General features: G+C 72.4%; 16 protein-coding genes and 5 pseudogenes. 13 read left to right on the top strand and 8 right to left on the bottom strand.

Going from position 1 to position 20,401, the window contains the following annotated elements; genetic code table 11:
* Positions 1 to 104: 104 nt before the first annotated feature.
* From GA0074692_RS33030 to GA0074692_RS32995, 7 genes are all read left to right on the top strand, one after another.
* Positions 105 to 2,744, top strand: a complete 2,640-nt coding sequence (locus GA0074692_RS33030) for a coiled-coil domain-containing protein (protein WP_091654589.1) — start codon at positions 105 to 107, stop codon at positions 2,742 to 2,744.
* Between the two features lie 11 nt (positions 2,745 to 2,755).
* Positions 2,756 to 6,013 (top strand): hypothetical protein, encoded by a 3,258-nt coding sequence (locus GA0074692_RS33025; RefSeq protein WP_091654587.1) that lies wholly within the window; start codon positions 2,756 to 2,758, stop codon positions 6,011 to 6,013.
* A 13-nt stretch (positions 6,014 to 6,026) separates the two neighbouring features.
* Complete coding sequence (locus tag GA0074692_RS33020; RefSeq protein ID WP_091654584.1) at positions 6,027 to 6,500, top strand: hypothetical protein; 474 nt, start codon at positions 6,027 to 6,029, stop codon at positions 6,498 to 6,500.
* 10 nt (positions 6,501 to 6,510) lie between these two features.
* A complete protein-coding gene (locus GA0074692_RS33015) occupies positions 6,511 to 6,744 on the top strand; it encodes a hypothetical protein (RefSeq protein ID WP_091654581.1) in 234 nt (77 codons plus the stop codon).
* A gap of 8 nt (positions 6,745 to 6,752) precedes the next feature.
* Complete coding sequence (locus tag GA0074692_RS33010; RefSeq protein WP_091654579.1) at positions 6,753 to 7,649, top strand: hypothetical protein; 897 nt, start codon at positions 6,753 to 6,755, stop codon at positions 7,647 to 7,649.
* Between the two features lie 27 nt (positions 7,650 to 7,676).
* Positions 7,677 to 8,051 carry a hypothetical protein gene (locus tag GA0074692_RS33005; protein WP_091654577.1) on the top strand — a complete coding sequence of 125 codons (375 nt, stop codon included), beginning with the start codon at positions 7,677 to 7,679 and terminating at the stop codon, positions 8,049 to 8,051.
* A 639-nt stretch (positions 8,052 to 8,690) separates the two neighbouring features.
* Positions 8,691 to 8,969 (top strand): hypothetical protein, encoded by a 279-nt coding sequence (locus GA0074692_RS32995; RefSeq protein ID WP_091654573.1) that lies wholly within the window; start codon positions 8,691 to 8,693, stop codon positions 8,967 to 8,969.
* A 425-nt stretch (positions 8,970 to 9,394) separates the two neighbouring features.
* On the opposite strand, the gene GA0074692_RS32985 is transcribed toward GA0074692_RS32995, so the two are convergent.
* The 4 genes from GA0074692_RS32985 to GA0074692_RS35135 all read right to left on the bottom strand — a co-directional run bounded on the left by GA0074692_RS32985 (position 9,395) and on the right by GA0074692_RS35135 (position 11,097).
* The gene (locus tag GA0074692_RS32985) at positions 9,395 to 9,814 is read right to left on the bottom strand and encodes an Rv1352/Rv1906c domain-containing protein (RefSeq protein ID WP_141725489.1); all 420 of its coding nucleotides are present in this window, start codon (positions 9,812 to 9,814) and stop codon (positions 9,395 to 9,397) included.
* 194 nt (positions 9,815 to 10,008) lie between these two features.
* Entirely contained in the window at positions 10,009 to 10,530 is a 522-nt protein-coding gene (locus tag GA0074692_RS32980; RefSeq protein WP_091654566.1) for a hypothetical protein, read from the bottom strand.
* 139 nt (positions 10,531 to 10,669) lie between these two features.
* Positions 10,670 to 10,933: a hypothetical protein gene (locus GA0074692_RS32975; RefSeq protein WP_091654564.1), complete on the bottom strand. Its 264-nt coding sequence runs from the start codon at positions 10,931 to 10,933 to the stop codon at positions 10,670 to 10,672.
* On the bottom strand, positions 10,930 to 11,097 hold the full coding sequence (locus GA0074692_RS35135; RefSeq protein WP_176738763.1) for a hypothetical protein: 168 nt from the start codon (positions 11,095 to 11,097) through the stop codon (positions 10,930 to 10,932). The genes GA0074692_RS32975 and GA0074692_RS35135 overlap by 4 nt, the downstream gene beginning before the upstream one ends.
* Before the next feature lie 103 nt (positions 11,098 to 11,200).
* Here GA0074692_RS35135 and GA0074692_RS32970 point away from each other — a divergent pair, with 103 nt between their 5' ends.
* Both GA0074692_RS32970 and GA0074692_RS32965 read left to right on the top strand, forming a co-directional pair.
* Positions 11,201 to 11,479, top strand: coding sequence for a winged helix-turn-helix domain-containing protein (locus GA0074692_RS32970; protein WP_245730836.1), 279 nt, complete (start codon positions 11,201 to 11,203; stop codon positions 11,477 to 11,479).
* A 272-nt stretch (positions 11,480 to 11,751) separates the two neighbouring features.
* Complete coding sequence (locus GA0074692_RS32965; RefSeq protein WP_091654561.1) at positions 11,752 to 12,090, top strand: hypothetical protein; 339 nt, start codon at positions 11,752 to 11,754, stop codon at positions 12,088 to 12,090.
* A 298-nt stretch (positions 12,091 to 12,388) separates the two neighbouring features.
* On the opposite strand, the gene GA0074692_RS32955 is transcribed toward GA0074692_RS32965, so the two are convergent.
* Positions 12,389 to 13,192: a site-specific integrase gene (locus tag GA0074692_RS32955; protein ID WP_176738762.1), complete on the bottom strand. Its 804-nt coding sequence runs from the start codon at positions 13,190 to 13,192 to the stop codon at positions 12,389 to 12,391.
* Positions 13,193 to 13,517: 325 nt separating this feature from the next.
* Here GA0074692_RS32955 and mce point away from each other — a divergent pair, with 325 nt between their 5' ends.
* The 4 genes and pseudogenes from mce (at position 13,518) to bla (ending at position 18,745) form a co-directional block, all read left to right on the top strand.
* Positions 13,518 to 13,982, top strand: a complete 465-nt coding sequence (gene mce / locus GA0074692_RS32950) for a methylmalonyl-CoA epimerase (RefSeq protein WP_091651264.1) — start codon at positions 13,518 to 13,520, stop codon at positions 13,980 to 13,982.
* 397 nt (positions 13,983 to 14,379) lie between these two features.
* Positions 14,380 to 15,656 (top strand): annotated as a pseudogene (locus tag GA0074692_RS32945) (DivIVA domain-containing protein).
* Between the two features lie 182 nt (positions 15,657 to 15,838).
* A pseudogene (locus tag GA0074692_RS32940) lies at positions 15,839 to 17,793 on the top strand (coiled-coil domain-containing protein).
* 14 nt (positions 17,794 to 17,807) lie between these two features.
* A pseudogene (gene bla / locus GA0074692_RS32935) lies at positions 17,808 to 18,745 on the top strand (class A beta-lactamase).
* Positions 18,746 to 18,812: 67 nt separating this feature from the next.
* Here bla and GA0074692_RS32930 read toward each other — a convergent pair.
* The 3 genes and pseudogenes from GA0074692_RS32930 to GA0074692_RS32920 form a co-directional block, all read right to left on the bottom strand.
* A pseudogene (locus GA0074692_RS32930) lies at positions 18,813 to 19,675 on the bottom strand (alpha/beta hydrolase).
* Positions 19,676 to 19,740: 65 nt separating this feature from the next.
* A pseudogene (locus tag GA0074692_RS32925) lies at positions 19,741 to 20,020 on the bottom strand (hypothetical protein).
* 132 nt (positions 20,021 to 20,152) lie between these two features.
* On the bottom strand, positions 20,153 to 20,401 hold a 249-nt coding region (locus tag GA0074692_RS32920; protein ID WP_245730835.1), incomplete at its 5' end, for a 3-hydroxyacyl-CoA dehydrogenase family protein.

Below are 20,401 nucleotides of genomic sequence, written 5' to 3'. Positions count from 1 at the left end.
AGCAGGACCGGCTGACCGTCGACCAGTTCGAGCTGTGCTGCTCGCAGGTCGACAAGGCCCGCGAGGACATGCGCAAGCACTCCACCTGACCAGGGAGGTGACCCGTGTCGGATACCAGCCTGGTCTTCAACACCGTCGGCCGTGACCGGGGTGTGTCGGCGCTGCTGACCCGCACCGCCAGCCAGGTACGGGCGGCGAACCTCGCCAGCGCCGCCAGCACGGTGGTGATGGGTGGGGCGATGGCCTCGGCGGCCGCGCACGGCATCGCCCTCGCGGCGGCGGTGACCGGCGCGGCCGGCGCGGTATGGCTCATGCCCGGCGCGGTGGCGGCCACCACCGCCACGGTGCTCGCCGGCACGGCGGTCACGATGGGTCTGGGCGAAGCGTGGGACGCCACCGGCCGGGCCGCCACGACCGGGGGGTCTGCGGCGACGGCGGCCGCCCGGCGCGTCACCGCCGCCCAGCGGGAGCACCGCAGCGCCGTGCAGGCCCTGGCCGACGCGCAGCGCGCCGCCCAGGCCGCGCAGGAAGCGGTCACCCGGGCCCGCGCCGACGAGGTCGAGCGGCTCGAAGATCTGTCCCGCGCGGCCGCCGACGCGCGCCTCGACGAAGAGGACGCCGTCGACGCCGTCAGCGACGCCGAGCGGGAGCTGGCCGAGGCGCGCAGCAGCGGCAACCTGGAGCGCATCGACGACGCGGAACGGGCCTACCGGCGGGCCGAGCAGACCCTGGCCAACGTCCGCGACCGGGTCAGCGACCTCGCGCGGGAACAGGAACACGCCGGCCGGGTCGGGGTGGACGGCAGCGACCAGGTCCAGGCCGCACTGGACCGGCAGGCCGAGGCACAGCGGCAGGTCGACCAGGCCGCCCAGCGCGTCGCGGACGCCCTGGACGCCGTGCGGGAGGCGTCGACGTCGGCGGCCGCCGCCATCGACCCGGCCACCGAGGCACTCAACCGGCTGTCGCCGGCCGGCCGGGCGGTCATCACCACCCTGCGCGACCTCCAGCCAGCGTGGGAGGGCGCCGCCCGGGTCGGTCAGCAGCGCACGTTCGCCGGCGTCGCCGGGGATCTGCGGGACCTGTCCGGCCTGTACCTGCCCGGGGTCACGTCGTGGCTGGGTCGGATGGGCGGTGCCTTCAACACCGCGATTCGGCAGTCTCTCGGCCTGGCGCAGACCCGGGACACCGTGCGGGACGTCGACCTGATCCTGGACAACACCGCGACGTCGTCGGACCGGCTGGCCGCAGCCGTCCGGCCGATCGTGAACGGGTTCCTTCAGTTCGCCGCCGTGGGGTCCGGGTTCCTGCCCGGCATGGCCGGCGACGTCGGCACCCTCGCCACGCGGTTCGAGCAGTGGGCGATTGCCTCTCGCCAGTCCGGGGACGCGCAGCGGTGGATGTCCACCGGCCTGACCGTGCTCCGCCAGCTGGGCGAGGTCGCCTGGAACGTCGTCGCGTCGGTGCGGGCGGTGGTCGGCGCCGGCGACAACGGCGGATCCACCCTCGACTTCCTGGTCCAGGGCAGCGCGGCGATGCGTGCCTGGTTGGAGTCCGCCGAGGGCCAGCAGCGCGTCGGGGAGGTGCTGACCACACTCCGGTCGATCCTGACCGGTGTCGGCGAGGTCCTACCGGTGATCGCCGGCCACGCCGACACGTTCAACGACGGGCTGAACGTCACTGGCGAGGTGGTCAGCTTCGCCGCCGGGCACCTGGACACCCTGGCGAAGATCCTGCCGATCGTGGCGGCCGGGTGGGTGATCTCCCGGTCCGCGCAGACCGCCGCCAACATCGCCTCGGTGATCGCCCTGCCGATCCGACTGGCCGAGGTCGCCGCCAACTGGGGGATGCGGTCCGCCCTGAACGCGCACACCGCCGCCCTGACCGCCAACACCACCGGCAAGCGGGGCGCCACGGTGGCCACCGCGGCGTCGACGGCCGCGACCACCGCCGGTGACGCCGCCACGAAGAGGTCAGTGTGGAGCATCAACGCGCTGTCCGGGGCGATGCTGCGGGCCCGCGCGGCGATGGTCGTGGCCACCGTCCAGCAGTGGGCTCTCAACATCGCGCAGATGGCGTCCCCGACCACGTGGATCGTGCTGGGGATCCTGGCGCTGATCGCGGTCATCGTGTTGATCGCAACGAAGACGCAATGGTTCCAGCAGGCGTGGGACTGGGCGTGGAGCGGCATCAAACGGGGTGCTGAGGCCGTGGGCGACTGGTTCGTGCACACCCTGTGGGAGGACTGGATCCTCGGGGCCTGGAACGGCATCACCAACGCCGGCAGCCGCGCCCTGGACTGGTACCTGAGCCTGCCCGGGAAGCTGCTGCGGGGCCTGGCCAAGGTCGGCGACATCCTCGCCGCCCCGTTCAAAGCCGGCTTCAACATGATCGCGTCGTGGTGGAACCGCTCGGTGGGCCAGCTGTCGTTCACTACGCCGTCCTGGGTGCCGGGCATCGGCGGCATGGGCTGGGCCATGCCGCAACTGCCGATGCTCGCCCGGGGCGGCTACCTGCCGCACGGCGGCGCCGCGATCGTCGGCGACGGCGGAGAGCCCGAGGTCGTCGACTTCCCGGCCGGCGCGCGGGTCACCCCGCTGTCGCAGGTCGGCGCCGCCGGCGGGACCACGGTGTTGGAGATCCACTCCGGCGGGACCCGGCTCGACGACCTGCTGGTGGAGATCCTCCGCCGGGCCATCCGCAGTCGCGGCGGCAAGGTCCAGGTCGTGCTGGGCACGAGCAGATAGGAGGACGGGCCGTGACGCAGTCTCCGCAGGACGTCGTCGTAGAGCTGTACCTCGGCCCGGTGCTGGGCTGGGTCGACATCACCGACGACGTCCGCCTCGGGTCTGCCGACTCCGGCGGTGGCATCACCATCAGCCGCGGCCGCCGGGGCGAGGGACAGCAGACCGAGCACGGCAGCGCGGACCTGGTCATCGCCAGCCCCGGCGGCCGGTACAGCCCCCGCAACCCGCGCAGCGTCTACTACGGGCTGCTGGGACGGAACACCCCGGTCCGCGTCGGCGTGCGGCAGCTCGTCGACGCGTTCGACGATCGGACCGTGGCCGCCGGGTGGGGACCGGACTGGACCAGCTTCGGTGCCGGCGGCACCGTCGCCCCGACCGACGCGTCCGTGTCCGGCGGGATGGCCCGCGCGTACGTGCCGGCCACGGCATCGTTCCGCGCCAGCTACTACACCGACATGACCATCGTGGACGCCGAGGTCGTGGTGACCGTCGACATGTTCATCTCCAACGTCGTCGGCGGGGCGGTCGAGCCGGCGAACATCATGTTCCGGGTCCAGGACCTGTCCACGTACTACCTGTGCCGGATGGAGGTGTCGGCGGCCGAGGTCGTCAGCGTGTCGATCCACCACTCCACCGGCGGCACCATCGTCGCCCCAACGCCGGTGCCGGGGCTGCTCTTCGCCGGGCAGCCACTGAAGGTGCGCGCGTCCTGCGTCGCCGACCGGCTGGCGGTCAAGGTGTGGGACCCGGCCGCCGGCGGCGAGCCGGCCGGCTGGCAGGCCACCGCCGTGGACACCCGCCTGACCGCCCCCGGGTACGTCGGGATCCGCTCCGGCGTCGCCGGCGGCAACACCAACACCCTCCCCGTGGAGTTCCGCTACGACGACCTGGAGGTCATCGACCGGCGAGCGTGCATGGAGGTGTCGTCGTGGCCGGCCCGCTGGGACATCTCCGGCACCGACGTGTGGACCCCGATCCAGGCCGCCGGGATCCTGCGCCGCCTCGGCCAGGGCGCCAAACCCCTCGACTCGGCGCTGTACCGGCGCCTGCCGCGCACCAACCCGACGGCGTACTGGCCCCTCGAAGACCCGGCCGGGTCGTCGTCGGCCCGGTCGGCCGTCGCCGGCGTGCCGAACATGACCGTGTTCGGATACAGCAGGTTCCAGGTCCCGGGCACCGGTGGCCAGCCCGCCCCGGCCGCCGGGCTGCCCCGGTTCGCCACCGGCGAGGACATCCCCGGGTCCGCCCCGGTGCCGGACTGGTCGGAAGGTGGCGTGCTGGTCGGCCGGCCGCCGGTGCCCGCAGCGGGTACGCAGTCGTGGCGGGTGGCGCTCGTCGCCGTGTTTCCGCGCGACCGGGGCGCCAGCGGTACTTCCTTCTTCGGCTGGACGACCAGCGATGGCCAGTACACGCAGTGGAATCTGTCGGCCACGGCGACCCAGCTGTACGTGTTCGCCGCCGATCCGGTGACGATCATCAACGGGTACCGGATCCCGTCGGCCGACATCAATTTGTTCGATGGATTGCCGCACTTCATCGAGATCGAGGCCAAGACGGTGGCCGGCCTGCTCGACGCCCGCCTCTACATCGACGGGTGGGAGTACGGCTCGATCGAGACGCTCTCCGCGCCGAACCTGGTGCATCCGCCCGGCTGGGTCACCGGCGTCATCCCCAACGTCAAGGAGTGGACCGCCGAGAGCGCGGGGAACATCGAGGGCATGCCCCAGATGGGGCACCTCGCGGTGTGGCAGCCGTCCGCCCCGATCAGCGGACACGTGGAGGCGATGCGTGCGCACGCCGGCGAGACGGCCGCCGACCGGATCGCGCGGCTCTGCGCTGAGCAGGGCATCCCCGTGGCCGTCACCCGCGGCCCGGACCCGTCGGCGGCGATGGGCCCGCAGCGGGCCGTCACCATTCTGGACCTCCTACGGGAGTGCGAGGACGCCGACGGAGGTGTCCTCGGCGAGGCCCGCGAGCAGATCACCCTGATTTACCGGACGCTCGGGTCGCTGTGCAACCAGCAACCCCTGGCGGTGGACTACGGGCACCTCGCGCCGCCGTTCGACCCGGTCGACGACGACGACCAGGTCCGCAACGACGTCACCGCGAGCCGGCCCGACGGCGGGACCGCGCGGGCGGTGCTGGAGGCCGGGCCGCTGTCCATCCAAACCCCGCCGGCCGGGGTTGGCACCTACGACACCAGCCTGACCGTCAACGTCGGCACGGACGAACATCTGCCCAGCGCCGCTTGGTGGCGGCTGCACGTCGGCACGTGGGACGAGGCCCGTTACCCGACCGTCCGCGTCGACCTGACCGCCAGCGCCTGGACAGCAGACCCGGCCCTGGCCAGGCAGGCCGCCGCCGTGGACACCGGCAGCGTCGTCGACATCGACGGACTACCGGAATGGCTGCCGCCCGGGCCCGCGTCGCTCATGGTCCAGGGCACCGTCGAACGCCTCGACGCCTACGACCGGACCCTGGACTGGACGGCCACACCGGCCGGCCCGTACACCGTGGCCACCGCCGACGGGGCACCCCGCGCACCCGCTGACGGGTCCGCCCTCGCGGCCGACATCACCGCGTCGGCGACAACCGTGCAGATCGCTTCCACGACGGCATGGACGACGGAGGCGCAGGACTTCCCGATCTCTGTGCGGGTCGGCGGAGAGCGCGTCGACCTCGACGCCGCGGGCATCGTCCTCAACGACAACCCGTGGTTCCTCACCGGGGCGGACGGCTGGTCGGGGGCGTCCGCGTCGGTCGTCTGGACGGACGCCGTCACCCGGCCCGGCACCCGGTACGGGTCGCTTCAGATCACCGTCGCCGGCGGCGGGTCCGGCGGTGCCACCGCCAACGCGCCATACGCCGACGTGACCCCCGGTGCCCGGTACCGGGCCGTCATGTGGGCGTACGTCACCGCCGGCACGGTGACGCTGGGCCCGGCGGTGGACTGGCGCAACGCCGCCGGCATGTACATGACCACCGCGGTGCCCACCCCCACAGCGGTGCCGGCCGGCGTGTGGACGCCCCTCGAGGCGATCGTGACCGCCCCGGCGCTGGCCGAGTTCGCGGCGATGCGGGCCCGGCACGACGGCGCTACGCCGGCCGGGGTCGTCTACTACGTGACCGCCATGACCCTGGCCGCCGAGTCCGGGACGTTGTCCAGCCCGCAGACGTACACCGTCACCCGAGACGTCAACGGGGTCGCCCGGGCCTGGCCGGCCGGCACCCCGGTGGACGTATGGACCCCCGCCGTGGCAGCCCCGTGAGGAGCACTGACCGATGACCGCACCGATCCCGATCGCCTCCGGCATGAGGCTCACCCCGGCCCGACTCAACTTGCCGGCCTGGACGCCGTACACGCCGACCTGGACCGCCCAGACGACCAACCCGGTGCTGAGCAACGGGACGCTGATCGGCCGGCACCGGTACCTCGACGCCGAGACGGTGCAGGTCCGCATCGTGCTGCGCCCCGGGTCGACCACGACCTACGGCTCCGGCCAGTACCGGTTCGCGCTGCCGGTGCCGGCGGTCGCTGGGGGCCCGGACCCGCTCCTGCAAGCGACCTGCCTGATGGGTGGGGCGCTGTATCGGCTGGTCGGGTGGGCCAACGCGGCGACTGCGGCACAGTCGTTCGTCTCGATGTACCGGGACAACGCCACCACGGAGCAGTTGAGCGCCTGGAACAACACCGCGCCGATCGCGTTCGCCAACGGGCACAGCTTCGGCATGTCCGGCATCTACTACGTCGCATAGGAGGCGACCAATGCACGTCACGCGGAAGCACCCGGCGCTCCGATACGACGGCACCAACGCCGCCGAGGTGCTGAACGCTCTGGGTGGCTACGAGCTCGTGTCCGAGGCCGACGGGGTGCTCACGGTGCTGTCCCTGATCGGCGGCGGTCCCCTCGCCATCACCGCGGAGTGGGTGATCGTCGACGGCTGGCCGTACTCGCCGGAGCAACTCGCCCAACAGTTCTACGTCGTGCCGGAAGCCTGAGGAGAGCCATGCCGACCTACGCGCAGTTGCAGGCCGAGCCGTACTGGGGCCGGGAGATCACCACACCGGAGGTGGACTGGCTCGGCGACGAGCTGTGTCGGCGCACCGGCCGGCCCCGGTCCGCGTGCGGCACGAAAGGCGACAACCGGCACCTAGGCGGGGCACACCGCTCGCAGGAATGGATCAAGTGGTCGAAGTACTGCACGAACCGCTCGTACACGGTGCAGTCCGGGTTGACCGCCGAGCAGGAGCGGCACCTGGCCGGGATCGACTTCGTACCCGGCGAGTGGGGCAGCGATCGCAACCGCCGGCTGATGGTCGAGCAGACCGGCCGCCTGGTCGACGCGCTCGTGTCCGGCCGGCTGGCCGGCGTGCGCGAGGTGATCGGCACCCTGGACGGCCGCACCGTCGTCGGCGTACGGGCCGACGGGTCGACGTTCAGCAGCGACGACAGCCATCTGGACCACTGGCACCTGACCCTGGACCGGCGGAAGTGCCGGGACAAGCAACTGATGGAGCGCATCGTCGCGGTCGCGCTCGGAGAGGACGACGACATGGATGCGAAGCAGTTCCTGGCCATCCTGAAGGACCCGGCCGTCGCGCGGGAGATGCGCGCCCTGCCCTGGCAGTACGTCGGCGGTGGCATCCCCAAGGGCGTGAGCACCCTCGGCGTACTGAACGAGATCGTGCTGACCGGCCGGGCGACGGCCGCGCGGGTCGGCGCGGACCTGGTCGACGAGCGGCAGCTGGCCGCCGACCTGGCCCCGGCGCTGCTGGCCGTGCTCACGCCGGAGGCGATCGCCGCGGCGATCCCCGACACCCTGGCCGGGCAGGTCGTCGACGTCCTGGCCGCGCGGCTCTCCGCCGACAAGCGACCCACCGTGGTCACCGCCGAGACGGACTGACCACACCAGTAGCAAGGGAGCGTCCCGGTGGACGAAATCACCAATGCGGAGCTGGCCAGACGGCTGGACTCGATGCGCAGGGACGTTCACGACGACCTGACAGCGATCCACCGCCGCCTGGACAGCTACGTGCTGCGCGAGGTGTACCAGGCCGAGCAGAAAGGCCAGGAGACGCGCATGTTGGTGATGGAACGTGAGCTGGCCGGGCTCCGTACGGCCATCGACGCAGCCGAGGAGAAACGAGCGGCGGACAGGAAGTCCGACGACGAGAAGCGGACGACGGAGAGGAAGGCCGCCGACGACAAGAGGACCGCCGACCGGCGATTCATGGTCGCTATGGTCGGGCTGCCGGTGCTCGCCCTCATCGTCCAGATCCTGCTGGCCTTCCGGAGCCCGACGTGACCGGCCGCCGGTGGGTGCCGTCGCCGGCCGCCGTGGCCACCACCGCGGCGGTCGTCGTGGCGGCCGGCACGATCGGCTGGGTCACCCACGAAGTGCAGTTGTCCCGCGTCCAGGTCGCCGCGCTCGCCGGCGCGCTCGACGAGCAGCGCCGCCAGGCCGAAGACGCCGGCCTGGACCCGGTCGCCCCGCCGCCCGACGAAATCCTTCGGGATCCCCGGCCGGGTCCGCCCGGACCGTCCGGGCCACCTGGCGACCCGGGCCGCGACGGCCGGACCGGCAGCCCCGGACCTGCTGGGCCCGCCGGATCACCCGGGCCTACCGGCTCGCCCGGCCGGCCCGGACCGTCCGGCCCACCCGGGCCCGCCGGCGGCACCGGACCCGCCGGACAGCCAGGCCCGGCCGGACCACCCGGACCAGCGGGCCCCGCCGGACCGGCCGGGCCCGCCGGCGAAGACGGCCAGGACGGCGCCGACGGAGAGCCGCCGGCCAGCTGGACGTGGACCGCACCGACCGGCATCACTTACCGGTGCGTCCGCGACCCGGACTCCCCGGACGACGCACCGACGTACACCTGCACAGCAACGACCAGCCGCCGGTAACCCCGGCGGCTTCCTGTTTCGCCACCTGATCGGAGGATCCATGTCGACGACGTCCCGCCGGCCACGGCCGGTGATCATCTACGCCGCGACCATGGCCGGCCTGACCACGCTCACCGGGTACGCCGGCCTCGACCAGCTCATCCCCGCCCAGGCCGTGGCCTGGCTCGCCCTGGCGACCCTGGTCGTCGGCGCGGTCGGCGGCGTCCTGGTCCAGAGCCAGGTGACCCCAGTCGCCGATCCCCGCGACCAGTACGGTCGGCGGCTGGGCGCCCCCTCGCCGGGTGGCCACCTGTCCGGCGACGTCAGTCCCGGCCGGTAGACTCCGTGCCGCGGTGCTCCCGGTGGATCCCCGGGCAGCGCCGACCAAACGACTGACGGCCCCGATCTCCCTGGCGGAGGTTGGGGCCGTCTTGTCGTGTCCGCCCGTTCCCCGAGCGGGGTACGGCACCGCCCGGTCGTCGGATGCGGCGTAATCGACGAAAGCCGATAGTGGGTAACCAGCCCGTCCGCCTCAGCGTTCCCCCCGTGATGCTGAGCCGGCGGGTGGGCCGGCCGGGCTCGGAGGTGGTGTCCCGGCCGGCCCTCTTGCTGTCCGGGCCGGACGTCGGTGGCCTGCTGACCGTGGCCGCCCCACCGCCGCTCGGGTGTGGCCGGCGGCTGGAGAGTGGCCGCGTCGACCCAGTCAGCGTGCCCGGTCGAGCCGAGGTGGGGCAAGCGGTGGACCGAGCCTGTGGATAACTCTGGTCACGCCGGGTCGCTGCGGGTCCACTCGCAGCCGTTCGACACCTTGAAGCCGCGGTCGGTGGACTTCACCGTCACCCGGGCCGTCTCGCCCGGCGTCGGGTTGCCCTCGGCGATGATGGAGTCTGGTTCGCCGAAGCTGCGCAGCCTCGCCCAGTAGCACGGGTGCCCGTGGTCAGCGGGCACGGTGGTCGAGTAGACACCGGCCTGAATCTCAGTGCCGACCTCGTAGATCCGATCGCGCAGAGCGGCATCCGGTCCGGCCAGCGGCGGCTCGGTGGTGGGCACCGGGTCGACGGGCGTCTGGTCAACGATGGCGGTGGTGGGTGACGGGTCGGCGAGCGGGTCCTGGTCGTCGCTGCCGCAGCCGGCGGCGGCGAGTACAGCGACGGCGATCAGCGCGGCGGCAGCGTGGCGTCTCACCTGCGGCATCCTAGCGTTCGATGTCCACAATGGGTGCCGGATGCGTTACGCAGACGGAAGAAACCCGTCCCCGGCCTGCCTGGCTGGGGACGGGTCATCTCGTCACATGGAGGTGGTGGGCTGGCCGGATCCTTCGCACATCCGCCGGCTGCCCTCCGGCTGGTGGGGTGGGCAGGGACGGCCGGGGGGCGGTCCTACGCGCGCCCCGCAGACAGAGCATTTACTTTGAGGTGCCATTCGCGGACTCCTTCAGGAATGTGGTAGTCCGGGTATTGATCCTCTTCTGGCTCACCGCCCGCCCCGCCCGGCCCGCATGCCGACGTGCCGCGCAGGTAGATCACGTCCCCGTCGCGGGCGGTGATCCGGAGAGCGGCGGCCACGGGGACCACGGTGCCGGGCTGGCTGCACAGCTCCCACGACTTGAAGACGTCCGGCTGGGCGAAGTCGAGGAGATGATGGGCGAACATGAGCCCGCGAGCTGCACGCAGCTTCGGCGGCGGCATCTCGCCGGGCAGCGGCACCGGCGCGGCCTCACGGTGCGGTACCTCGCCCCACAGCATGGTGCTCGACCCGGACCGGTACCAGATCCTGACCCCGGCGGGAGACTGGCCGCCCGGAGCGGTGTCCCGACCGTACCGGGTGATGTCGGTGACGTCTGGGTGCTCGGCGGCACGGTGGAGCGCCTCGATGACGTCCAGGGCCTGTGACAATTGCACGGGATCTCCTGCTCTGGTCGGTATCTGTACAGCTCAGGGCCGGTGCGGACGGTCGACGGAGGCCCCCGGCTCCCGCACACCGGCCACCGTACCGGCTGGGCGGTGGTGGGCTCCGAGCGGCACACGCCCGCTCCGAGGGTCAACGCGTCCATGTCACGAACCTGCCGAACAACTGGCCGTCGACGTCCGGCGAGATCTCGTGCACGGCTAGGTGCAGTACAACGCCCATGTGCATCGACAACCCCACCTTGTCCCCGGCGAACGTGCCGTGCAGCTCGGTGCGTCCCGCCGGGCACGGCCACGGTCCGGCGCACACCTGGCAGTCCCACGACGGTCGGGCCGGCTGGTGCCGTCCTCCCGGGTTGACCGGTGGTGACAGCAGCCGTTCCACCAGCGCGCTCACCAGGCGATCCCGACGACGACCAGGACGAGGACGATCAACGCGCAGGCCAGCCCGGAGGCGTACTGCCGGCGGGTCACCGGCGACTGGACCGGCCGGGGCGGCTGGGGGACGGTGTCGCCGTCCGGCACTGGTCCCGGGCTGGCGTACCGATAGTCAGGCACCACGCGGATCACCTCATCTAACGCAAGATCATCAGACGATTACTGTCCGCAGCCTACCCAACCTCCATAGGTAGGTGGTCGCACGCATTGCTGCCCGGTTGTCCAGATGATGCAATTCCTGGCGCCCAATGCCCAGGAGACAGCCGACCTCATGCCCCGCCGGATGACCTTCGTTCAGATCGCGGACGACCTGGCCGCCCGCATCGAGTCCGGCGAGTACCCGCCTCACACCGAACTGCCGAGCACCCGCCAACTGGCCGTGCTCTACTCCGTCTCGGTGGGCACGATCGACAAGGTCCACATCGTACTCAGGCAGCGCAATCTCACATACGGCGTGCCGGGCCGGGGTGTGTTCGTAGAGGAACGCGCCGAACGTGAAACGTGACGGCATGAACGAAATCCGACACACAGTAACGAGCGGCGTTCCACTTCACACCGTGCCGGCGTGATCAACATTCAGTGATCAACAGGTGCCCAATGAGCACTCGCGCCGACCACAGCGAGTGACACATAGCACGCGGGAATCCCATCCGCCACCGGATCACAGAACGGCATCAACTGGCGCTGAAACTGGACCTGACCTGGGCCTTTCGCCAACGCCTGCACGAGGTGTTCTATCGGATCCTCCACTAGCGACTAAGGAGGATGAACACCCCTATGCCCCACCGCACCCCGGACCACGCTGTCGTCTTCGTACCTGCCCGCATCGCCGACCCGGCCGAGTTCGCCGCCGCCGCGGCACCCAGCCTGGAAAGAGTGGAAGCATGCGGCTACGTATTCGCCGGCATCGTGCGTACCTGGGACGACGCCCAGCACATGATCAACGGGGGACGGGCGCACGTGGTGATCGTGGCGGACATGGGACACCTTCCCCGGGACCGGCGGCCGCGCATCGAGGCGGCCACCGACCCCGTGCCCTTTGAGCCTCGCCCCGAACAGTGTGTGCCGTCGGAGGTGGCCAGCCAGCGCCGCCGCCGGCCGCGACGCATCCGGTAGTCCCGACACGAGAAAGCGCCCCGGACCGTGGCGGTCTGGGGCGCTTCGTCGTGTGCCGGTCAGCTTCCGTCTGGCCGCAGCTTGTACACAGGGCACCGTCCCTGGTGCCGAGGTCCGCCGCAGAACGTGCACGGGCCGCGCTGCCCGCCGTCGGGCAGACCGCAGTAGCCGGTGTCACCCCATGGTCCGCCGGTGAACACCTTCACGGCTGCGCGGCCGCAGGTGCACCGTTCGCCCGGCTCGGCTAGCCGCTCGCCGTAGGCCTCGATGGTCGTCATGAGGGCGTCCTCTCGACAGGTCAGACCGGCAGTGGCAGGGCGCGCACCGCAGCCGCCGCCGCCCCCGCCGCGGCGGCCACGTACACCTGGGTGGTGTTCGGTGAGGCGTGGCCGAGCAGATCCTGAACGACACGCAGATCCCCGCCCGCCGCCTGGTACACGTACGTCCCGTACCAGTGCCGTAGACGGTGCATCGTGACGCTGGGGTGCCCGAGTACCGCGAGGTGCCGGTTTCCGCGCCCCTGGACGTCTCTGCGGTTCGCGCGGGCAGTGTCGTAGTACCGGCGGGCGATGGGCCCGGCTGGGAGGTCGCGGATCGCCGCCCAGACGGCCGGATGGGTGGGCACGGTGCGTTCCTTGTCGCCCTTGCCGAGGATGTAAACCACGTGCTCGGTGACGTCGGCGCGGTCGAGTCGGGAAATCTCAACGCACCGCAGTCCGCAGCCGGCGGCGAGCAGGTACCACACCCGGCACGGATCCTGCGCGCGGGCGAGGATGTCGGCCAGCTCTTCGTGTGTGCATGGGCGGGGGGTGCGCTGGCGGACCCGGGCGCGCGGCAGTTGCCGGGACGGGTCGTAATCTAGCCACGGGTCGTGCTCGTCGGTCGCCCAGGCGAAGAAGGCCTTGGCTGCGGCCCGGTAGAGCGCCACCGTGGCCGGCTTACGGCCCTCAACGTAAATCTGCGCGCGCAGCTCGTCGGCGCACGCGTACGCGAGGCCCTCGGGGAGGGTCCGGTCGAGCCGGGCCAGCATGCCGACGTACGTGTCGACGGTCGCCTCGGCGCGGCGAAGATCTTGTAGGTGCCGCACGAACGCGCGGATCATTTCGTGCGAGTGCGGTGCATGGGCTGGGGTTACGGTGAGCATCGGATCGCCTCCCGTTGGCGGTCAAGCGCCCGGGCGCGGCGATGCCCCGCCGCCCCGGGCGTGTTACGTGCAGGTGTCGATGGTGTGACGGATGTCACCCGGCGACTATCGGCCGACGGGGCGGTTGATCGGGGTGGGGCGGCGACGGCTCGCCGGAACGGAGGACGTCGGCCGGGTGGACTCGGCGGCGGATCGGCCCTTCGGCCGGGAGGCGGCCGGGCGCGCCGGAGAGGTCGCACGAACGGCCTGGTCAGCCGAACGACTGTTCGGTCAGACTAACGCCATGGCAGAGATCTCCCCCGACAAGCCCGCTGCGGACTACGTCACAGACATCGGTATCCGCCGAATCGACCACGTGGGTGTGGCGGTCGCCGACCTTGACAAGGCGATCGACTTCTACCAGCAAACCTTCGGCATGCGCTGCGTGCACACCGAGACCAACACCGAGCAGGGGGTCCGCGAGGCGATGCTGGCGGTCGGCCCGACCACCGAGGGTGGCTGCCTGCAACTGCTCGCCCCGCTCACTCCGGAGTCGACGATCGCGAAGTTCCTGGACCGCAACGGGCCGGGGGTGCAGCAGGTCGCGTACACCGTCACCGACATCGACGCGGCCTGCGCGGCGCTGCGCGAGCGCGGCCTGCGGTTGCTTTACGACACCCCGCGCCGGGGCACCGCCGACTCCCGGATCAACTTCGTCCACCCGAAGGACGCCGGCGGCGTCCTCGTCGAGCTGGTCCAGCCCGCCTGAGGTGGCCGCCGGGGCCCCGGTCACCGCTCAGCGTCGGGCCGGGGCCCCGGCCACCGATCGAATCGAGGTCCCGGAGCCGGGCTCCGCCGCGCGGCGCCGGACGCGGTCGGCCGGTGGCGGCCATCGAGGACCTCCGGGGGAACCGGATCGTCATTGCGTGTCCGGCATTGGCTTTCGTCGGTGCTCGACCGGCACCGAATCGATCGATACCGACGGTGACCCGAAAAACGGCGACCCGGCGGGCGGCGGTTCTTTTCCGGTCTACCAGGTACGCCGCACACCCCGGCCCGGAGCTGCCAAGATCGCCTGTCCGGTACCGGCCACCGAGCGCGTGGGAGGTGACCAGGTAAAGAGGACAAAAAGCTCCGCACCGCTCTTGCGAAGCACCCCGGGGCGTCTGCGAGTATGGGCCAATGCCCAGCAGCAGTCCTCCCCTCTCGCGTTCTTCGATAACGCGAACTCCCAGCCGGATTTCACCGTTGGCCTGCGCGGATACAACACAGGACAGGTCGACGACTTCATCGGACGGCTGACCGCCGCGCTGACCCAGTCCGAGCAGGCCCGCGCCGAGGCCGAGCAGCGGATGAACGACGCACAGCGTCGGCTCCGCCAGGCTGAGCAGCGGCTCGCGGCGCTGGAGCAGAAGCTCGCCGAGACCAACAAGCAGCTCGAGGAGAACAACCGGCCGACCCTCTCCGGCCTCGGTACCCGGGTCGAGCAGATCCTGCGGCTCGCCGAGGAGCAGGCCAACGACCACCGCAACGAGGCCAAGCGCGAGTCCGAGGGCATCCTCTCCGCGGCCCGCCTCGAAGCCCGCGAGATCACCGACAAGGCGCGGGCCGAGGCGGCGGCGATGAAGGCCACCGCCGAGCGGGAGGCGGGCGGCGTCCGCACCACCGCGGAGCGGGAGGCGGCCGAGGTCCGGGTGCAGGCCCGCCGCGAGGCCGACACGCTGCGCGCCGACGCCGAGCGGGAGACCAAGCAGCTCCGCACGGTCACCGCGCACGAGGTCGCCGAGCTGAAGTCCACTGTCGAGCGTGAGGTGGCCACCCTGCGCGCCACCGCCGAACGGGAGATCACCCAGCAGCGGGCCAAGGCCGCCCGCGAGGCCGAGGAGAAGCGCGCCGAGGCGACCAAGCTCCTCACCGACGCCCGCGACAAGCGGGACAAGGACCTCCAGGCCCTGGAGCTGCAGCTCGCCGAGCGGCGCGAGAAGGCCGAGCGCGAGGAGTCCGAGCGGCACGCCGCGCAGGTCGCACAGACCCAGAAGCTGGTCGGCGAGGCCGAGCAGCGGGCCCGCGCCGCGCAGGAGCGCGCCAAGGAAATCGAGCAGCGCGCCGAGACCCGCCGGGTCGAGTCCGAGCGCACCGCCGCCGACACCGTCGACAAGGCCAAGTCACTGGCCGAGAAGACCCTCAACGAGGCGAAGGCCGAGGCGCAGCGCCTGCTCACCGAGGCGCGCACCGAGGCGGAGCTGACCACCCAGGCCGCGCGTCGGGAGGTCGACGACCTCACCCGCCAGAAGGACGCGGTCACCGCGCAACTCGGTCAGATGCTCTCCGGTCTCGCCGGCATCGTGCCGGCGTGCCCCCGCAGCAGAAGGCCGAGACGCCCGCCCCCAAGAAGGCCGAGGAGGCCGCCGCCGAGCCGGTGTCCGCGGAGAAGTCCAGCTGACGGCCCGCGCATCGATCGGGGCATGAGTCGTACGGCGCGGGGTGTCACCTTGAACGGGTGCACCCCGCGCCGTACGCTGCCCACCGAAGCCGATCGACACCTCCCCCCGCGCGGGTGAACTGGGTCCCATCGTCGCCGTGCGTATTGCCGCACCGGGGCCGAAGCCGTGTGAGGATGGGGATATGTCGCACGGCGAGGAACTGTTCGCTCTCGGCGGGGAAGTGACCACGGAGCCCAGCTTCGAGTCCGCCCTGCGGGGTACGAGAAACGACAGGTCGACCGGTACGTGGCTCGTGCCGAGCACGAGATCGCGGCGCTGACAGCCGAACGGGAACAGGCGTACACACACATCCACAAGCTCGCGGGCCAGGTGGAGGTGCTCCAGCGCGACCTGGCGCAGGTGCGTAAGCAGAACGCCGTGGTGGACCGGGCGTCGTTCCGGCATCTGGGGCCCCGGGTGGAGCAGATCCTCACCCTCGCCGAGGAACAGGCCGACGACATCCTCGCCTCGGCCAGCGAAGAGATCGAGGCGCGGCGCACGGCGGCCGAGCACATCATCGAGGAAGCCCGTGAGCAGGCCGCGAAGGCCCTGAAGGACTTCGAACTCGCGCTGACCGTCCGGCGGGCCGAGGAGGAGCAGCACAGCAAGGCCCGACGGGCCGAGGCGGAGGCGACGGTCACCGCCGCCCGGGAGGAGGCGGCCCGGATCCGGGAGGCCGCGCAGACCGCGCTGACCAAGGCCCAGCAGGAGGCCACCCAGCTCCGCGACGCCGCCAAGGAGATCCACAACCGGGCTCAGCAGGAGGCGACGAAGCTGCGCGAGGCGGCCCGGGAGGCGCACGCCAAGGCCCAGCAGGAGGCCACCCAGCTCCGCGACGCGGCCAAAGAGGTGCATCTGAAGGCGCAGCAGGACGCCAAGCGCCTGACCGACCAGGCCACCGAGGCCGGCCGGGCGACGCACGCCAAGGCCCAGCAGGAGGCCAAGAAACTCACCGACCAGGCCGCCGAGGCGGCGCAGGCCACCCGGGCCAAGGCCCAGCAGGAAGCGGACCAGCTCACCAAGCAGACGGCCGAGACGGCCAAGCGCAACCGGGCCGAGACCGAGGCGTACGTGCAGCGGATGCGCACCGAAACCGAGGCGTACGTCCAGCAGGCCCGCGCGCAGACCCAGCAGGAACTGGGCACCTGGCGGGCCGGGGTGGAGAAGGAGCTCAAGGCGCAGCGGGAGACGGCCGAGCGGGAGCTGACCCAGCGCCGGGAGACCGCCGACCGGGAGTTCACGACCCGCCGCGAGGAGCTGGAGCGGGAGTACACCGCCCGCCGCGACGAGATCGAGCAGGGGGCGGCCGGGATCCGGCAGGAGGCCGAACAGGCTGCGGCGGCCCTGCGGCAGACCGCCGAACAGGAGGTCACGACGCTGCGCCGGGACACCGAGCAGGAGGTGGCGACGCTGCGCCGTGAGGCCGAGGAGCGGGCCGAGCAGGTGCTCCGCGAGGCCGAGGCGGAGGCCGTCACGAAGCGGCGCAAGGCCGACGAGCACATGGTGACGTCCCGCCGGCAGTTCGAGGAGTACGCGGCCACCACCCAGCAGCACCTGGCGACGACCCAGCAGCACCTGGCCGCCACCCAGCAGGAGGTCGCCGCCGGCCGGCAGCAGTTGGCCCAGGTGATGCTGGAGATCGCCCAGGCCCAGCAGGAGCTGGCCGACCTGCGGCAGGAGACCTGGCAGTCCCGGCAGGAGTCCGACGACCTCCAGCAGGCCCTGGAGGAGATCCGTCAGCAGCTCGGCGGCGAGCGGTCCCGGCTGGCCGAGACGGACACCTCGGTCCGGCAGGCCGGCGAGTCGGCGGCCCGGGCGCAGGCGGAGGCCCGCCGGATCGCCGAGGTCGCCGCCGACGGCGACGCCGGCAAGCCGAAGGCCCGGCCGGTGGCCGAACCGGTGACCACCCTGGACGGCGGGGCCGCCAGCTCGGGGGTCGACGGTGAGCCGACGGTGGCGGCGGTTCCCGGTGAGGGAGGCCGCGGTGCCACCCCGACGAAGATCACCAGCACCGGTGAGGGCGGGAAGCGACCGACCAAGCCGACCACCGACGAGCGCAGCGCGAAGCCGACGAAGGTAACGGTCGAGTCGGAGTAACCGATACTCCTGGCATGAATCCGACGAAACGCGTTCGGCTGGCGGTGGCGGGTGCCACCGCCGCCGGGCTCCTCGGGTTGGTCGCCTGCGGCACGGGGTACCCGCCTCCCTGCTCCGGCACCGACCAACGCCATCGCTCCGGTACCGACCAGCACCACCGGGTCGACACCGGCCGTGGACCCGGGGTTCGGTGCGCTGGAGGCACGGTTCGGGGCACGGCTCGGCGTCTACGCGGTCGACACCGGTTCCGGCGTCACCGTCGTCCACCGCCCCGACGAGCGCTTCGCCTACGCCTCCACGTTCAAGGCGCTGGCCGCCGCCGCCCTGCTGGACGCGACCAGCACCGCGGAACTCGGCCGGGTCGTCCGCTACACCCGGGACGACCTGGTGCCGCACTCCCCGGTCACCGAGCGGCACGTCACCACCGGCATGCCGCTGCGCGACCTCGCCGACGCGGCGGTGCGGTACAGCGACAACACCGCGGCCAACCTGGTGCTGGCCGAACTCGGCGGACCGCCCGGGTTCGCCGGACACCTGCGGGCACTCGGCGACCGGACGACCAGGCCGGCGCGTACCGAGCCCGCCCTCAACCGGACCGCCCCGGGCGACGACCGGGACACCAGCACGCCCCGGGCGCTCGCCACCAACCTGCACGCGTACGTGCTGGGCGACGCGCTGAGCGCCGAGGACCGCGCGCTGCTCACCGACTGGCTGCGCCGCAACACCACCGGCCACAAGCTGGTCCGGGCCGGCGTGCCGGCCGGCTGGACGGTCGGCGACAAGACCGGCACGGCCGGCTTCGGCACCCGGAACGACATCGCGGTGCTCTGGCCGCCGAGGCGCCCCGGTGGTGATGGCCGTGCTCTCCAGCCGGGACGTCCGGGACGCGAAACCCGACGACGCCCTGATCGCCGAGGCCACCCGGCTGACGATCGACGCCCTGGGCCGCTGACCCCCGGGCCGGGTGGCGGTCCGGCGCGGGTCGGCCGGCACCCGACCGGTCGCGGGCCCGGGTCCGCTCAGGGGTTGGGGCAGCTCAGGGATCGGCGGCCAGCGACACCGGCCGGCTTCAGCTCAGGAGTTGGGTCAGTTCGCGGGCGGGCCGGGACCGGCCGGTCGGCGAACGAGGCCACCGTCCGATCGGCGTATGTGCTGGCGTCACCGGTCTCCATCGGGCCGTCCCAGGTGGTGGGCAGCGGCACCGGCACCGCCGGGTTCACCGACGGACCACCTCGTCGAGGACGGTCTCGGCGTCCCCCACCCAGAGGTGCTTCGCCCCGGGCACCCCACCACCTCGGCCTGCGGCACCGCCGCGAACCGCTGCCGGGCCTCGTCCGGGCGGAGGTAGTCGTCGAACTCGGGCACCAGCGCGACCAACGGCTTGCCGTTGGCGGCCCAGACGGCCAGGTCCTCCGGGTGGAGAAGCGCAGTGGCGGGGAGAGCAGGATGGCACCGGTGACCGCCGGGTCGCAGCCGTACTTCAGGGTCAGGTCAGTACCGAAGGACCAGCCGAGCAGCCAGACGTTCGGCAGCTCGGCGAACTCGGCGTACTCGATCGCGGCGGCCACGTCGTACCGCTCGCCGACCGCGTTGTCGAACTCGCCCTCGCTGCTGCCCCGGACGCTGCTGGTGCCCCGCGTGTTGAACCGGAGCACGGCCAGGTCGGCCAGGGCCGGCAGCCGCCAGGCGGCCTTGCGGAGGACGTGGCTGTCCATCATCCGCCGTGGGTGGGCAGCGGATGCAGGCAGACCAGGGTGGCCACCGGCGCGCGGTCGAGCGGTCGGGCCAGCTCGCCGACGAGGGTCAGGCCGTCCGCGGTGTGCAGTTCGATGTCCTCGCGGTGCCCCGGCAGGATCGAGGAGGCACGGATCGGGGTGCTCACCCGTCCAGTCTCCCGCCTGAGCGGTCCGCGCGTCGGGCGAGGGGCCACCGGGTGACCGAGATCGCTCAACCGTGGCGCGGGGCGCCGCGTCCGCGCTGGACCACCGGCCCGCGCCGGTCCGGGCCCGCCAGCACCCGCTGTGCCAGTGCCGGCGGTCGGTGAGGTCGCCCCGCCCGTCCGCCGGCCAGGCCACCAGGTGCGCCACCCCGGGCGGATCTCCTGGTCACACCCGGGGCAGCGGTACGTCTTGGTCGACGCGCCGCCGCTGATGCCGCGTACCTGCCACTCGCCGTCCCGCCACTGCTCCACGCTGGGGACACCGTGACGGGCCCGGTCGGAGTCCAGGTGGGCGGTGTCGTCACGGCGGGGGCGGTTGCGACGCGGGCTCACGCCGTCCAGCGTACGGGCGTGCGCCGACCCCCAGCACCACGGCCGGGTCCGGCCACCGCGCTGCCGCGACGGCCGTGCCCGGTGCGGTCAGCGCTGGGTGTGGTCGCGGAACCCGCGACCGCTTTCGCGGCCCAGGTAGCCGGCGGTGACTAGGTGTTCCAGCAGCGGCGCGGGCGCCAGGCCGGGCTCCCGCAGCTCCCGGTAGAGCGCCCGCTGGGTGTCCAGGGCGACGTCCAGGCCGACCGTGTCCAGCAGTTCGAAGGGACCCGTCGGGTAGCCGCAGCCCAGCTTCATCGCGTGGTCGACGTCGTCGACGGTGGAGTAGTTCGCCTCCAG

Source organism: Micromonospora pallida (genome assembly GCF_900090325.1).
GTDB lineage: Bacteria > Actinomycetota > Actinomycetes > Mycobacteriales > Micromonosporaceae > Micromonospora > Micromonospora pallida.
This window is presented reverse-complemented; position numbering and strand designations above follow the sequence as displayed.

Bases quoted from the DNA above. Each gene is read 5' to 3' on its own strand.
- GA0074692_RS32995 (WP_091654573.1), top strand. From the start codon at position 8,691: ATGTCGACGACGTCCCGCCGGCCACGGCCGGTGATCATCTACGCCGCG.
- GA0074692_RS32955 (WP_176738762.1), bottom strand. From the start codon at position 13,192: ATGATCCGCGCGTTCGTGCGGCACCTACAAGATCTTCGCCGCGCCGAG.
- GA0074692_RS33010 (WP_091654579.1), top strand. From the start codon at position 6,753: ATGCCGACCTACGCGCAGTTGCAGGCCGAGCCGTACTGGGGCCGGGAG.
- GA0074692_RS33015 (WP_091654581.1), top strand. From the start codon at position 6,511: ATGCACGTCACGCGGAAGCACCCGGCGCTCCGATACGACGGCACCAAC.
- GA0074692_RS33020 (WP_091654584.1), top strand. From the start codon at position 6,027: ATGACCGCACCGATCCCGATCGCCTCCGGCATGAGGCTCACCCCGGCC.
- GA0074692_RS32970 (WP_245730836.1), top strand. From the start codon at position 11,201: ATGATGCAATTCCTGGCGCCCAATGCCCAGGAGACAGCCGACCTCATG.
- mce (WP_091651264.1), top strand. From the start codon at position 13,518: ATGGCAGAGATCTCCCCCGACAAGCCCGCTGCGGACTACGTCACAGAC.
- GA0074692_RS32965 (WP_091654561.1), top strand. From the start codon at position 11,752: ATGCCCCACCGCACCCCGGACCACGCTGTCGTCTTCGTACCTGCCCGC.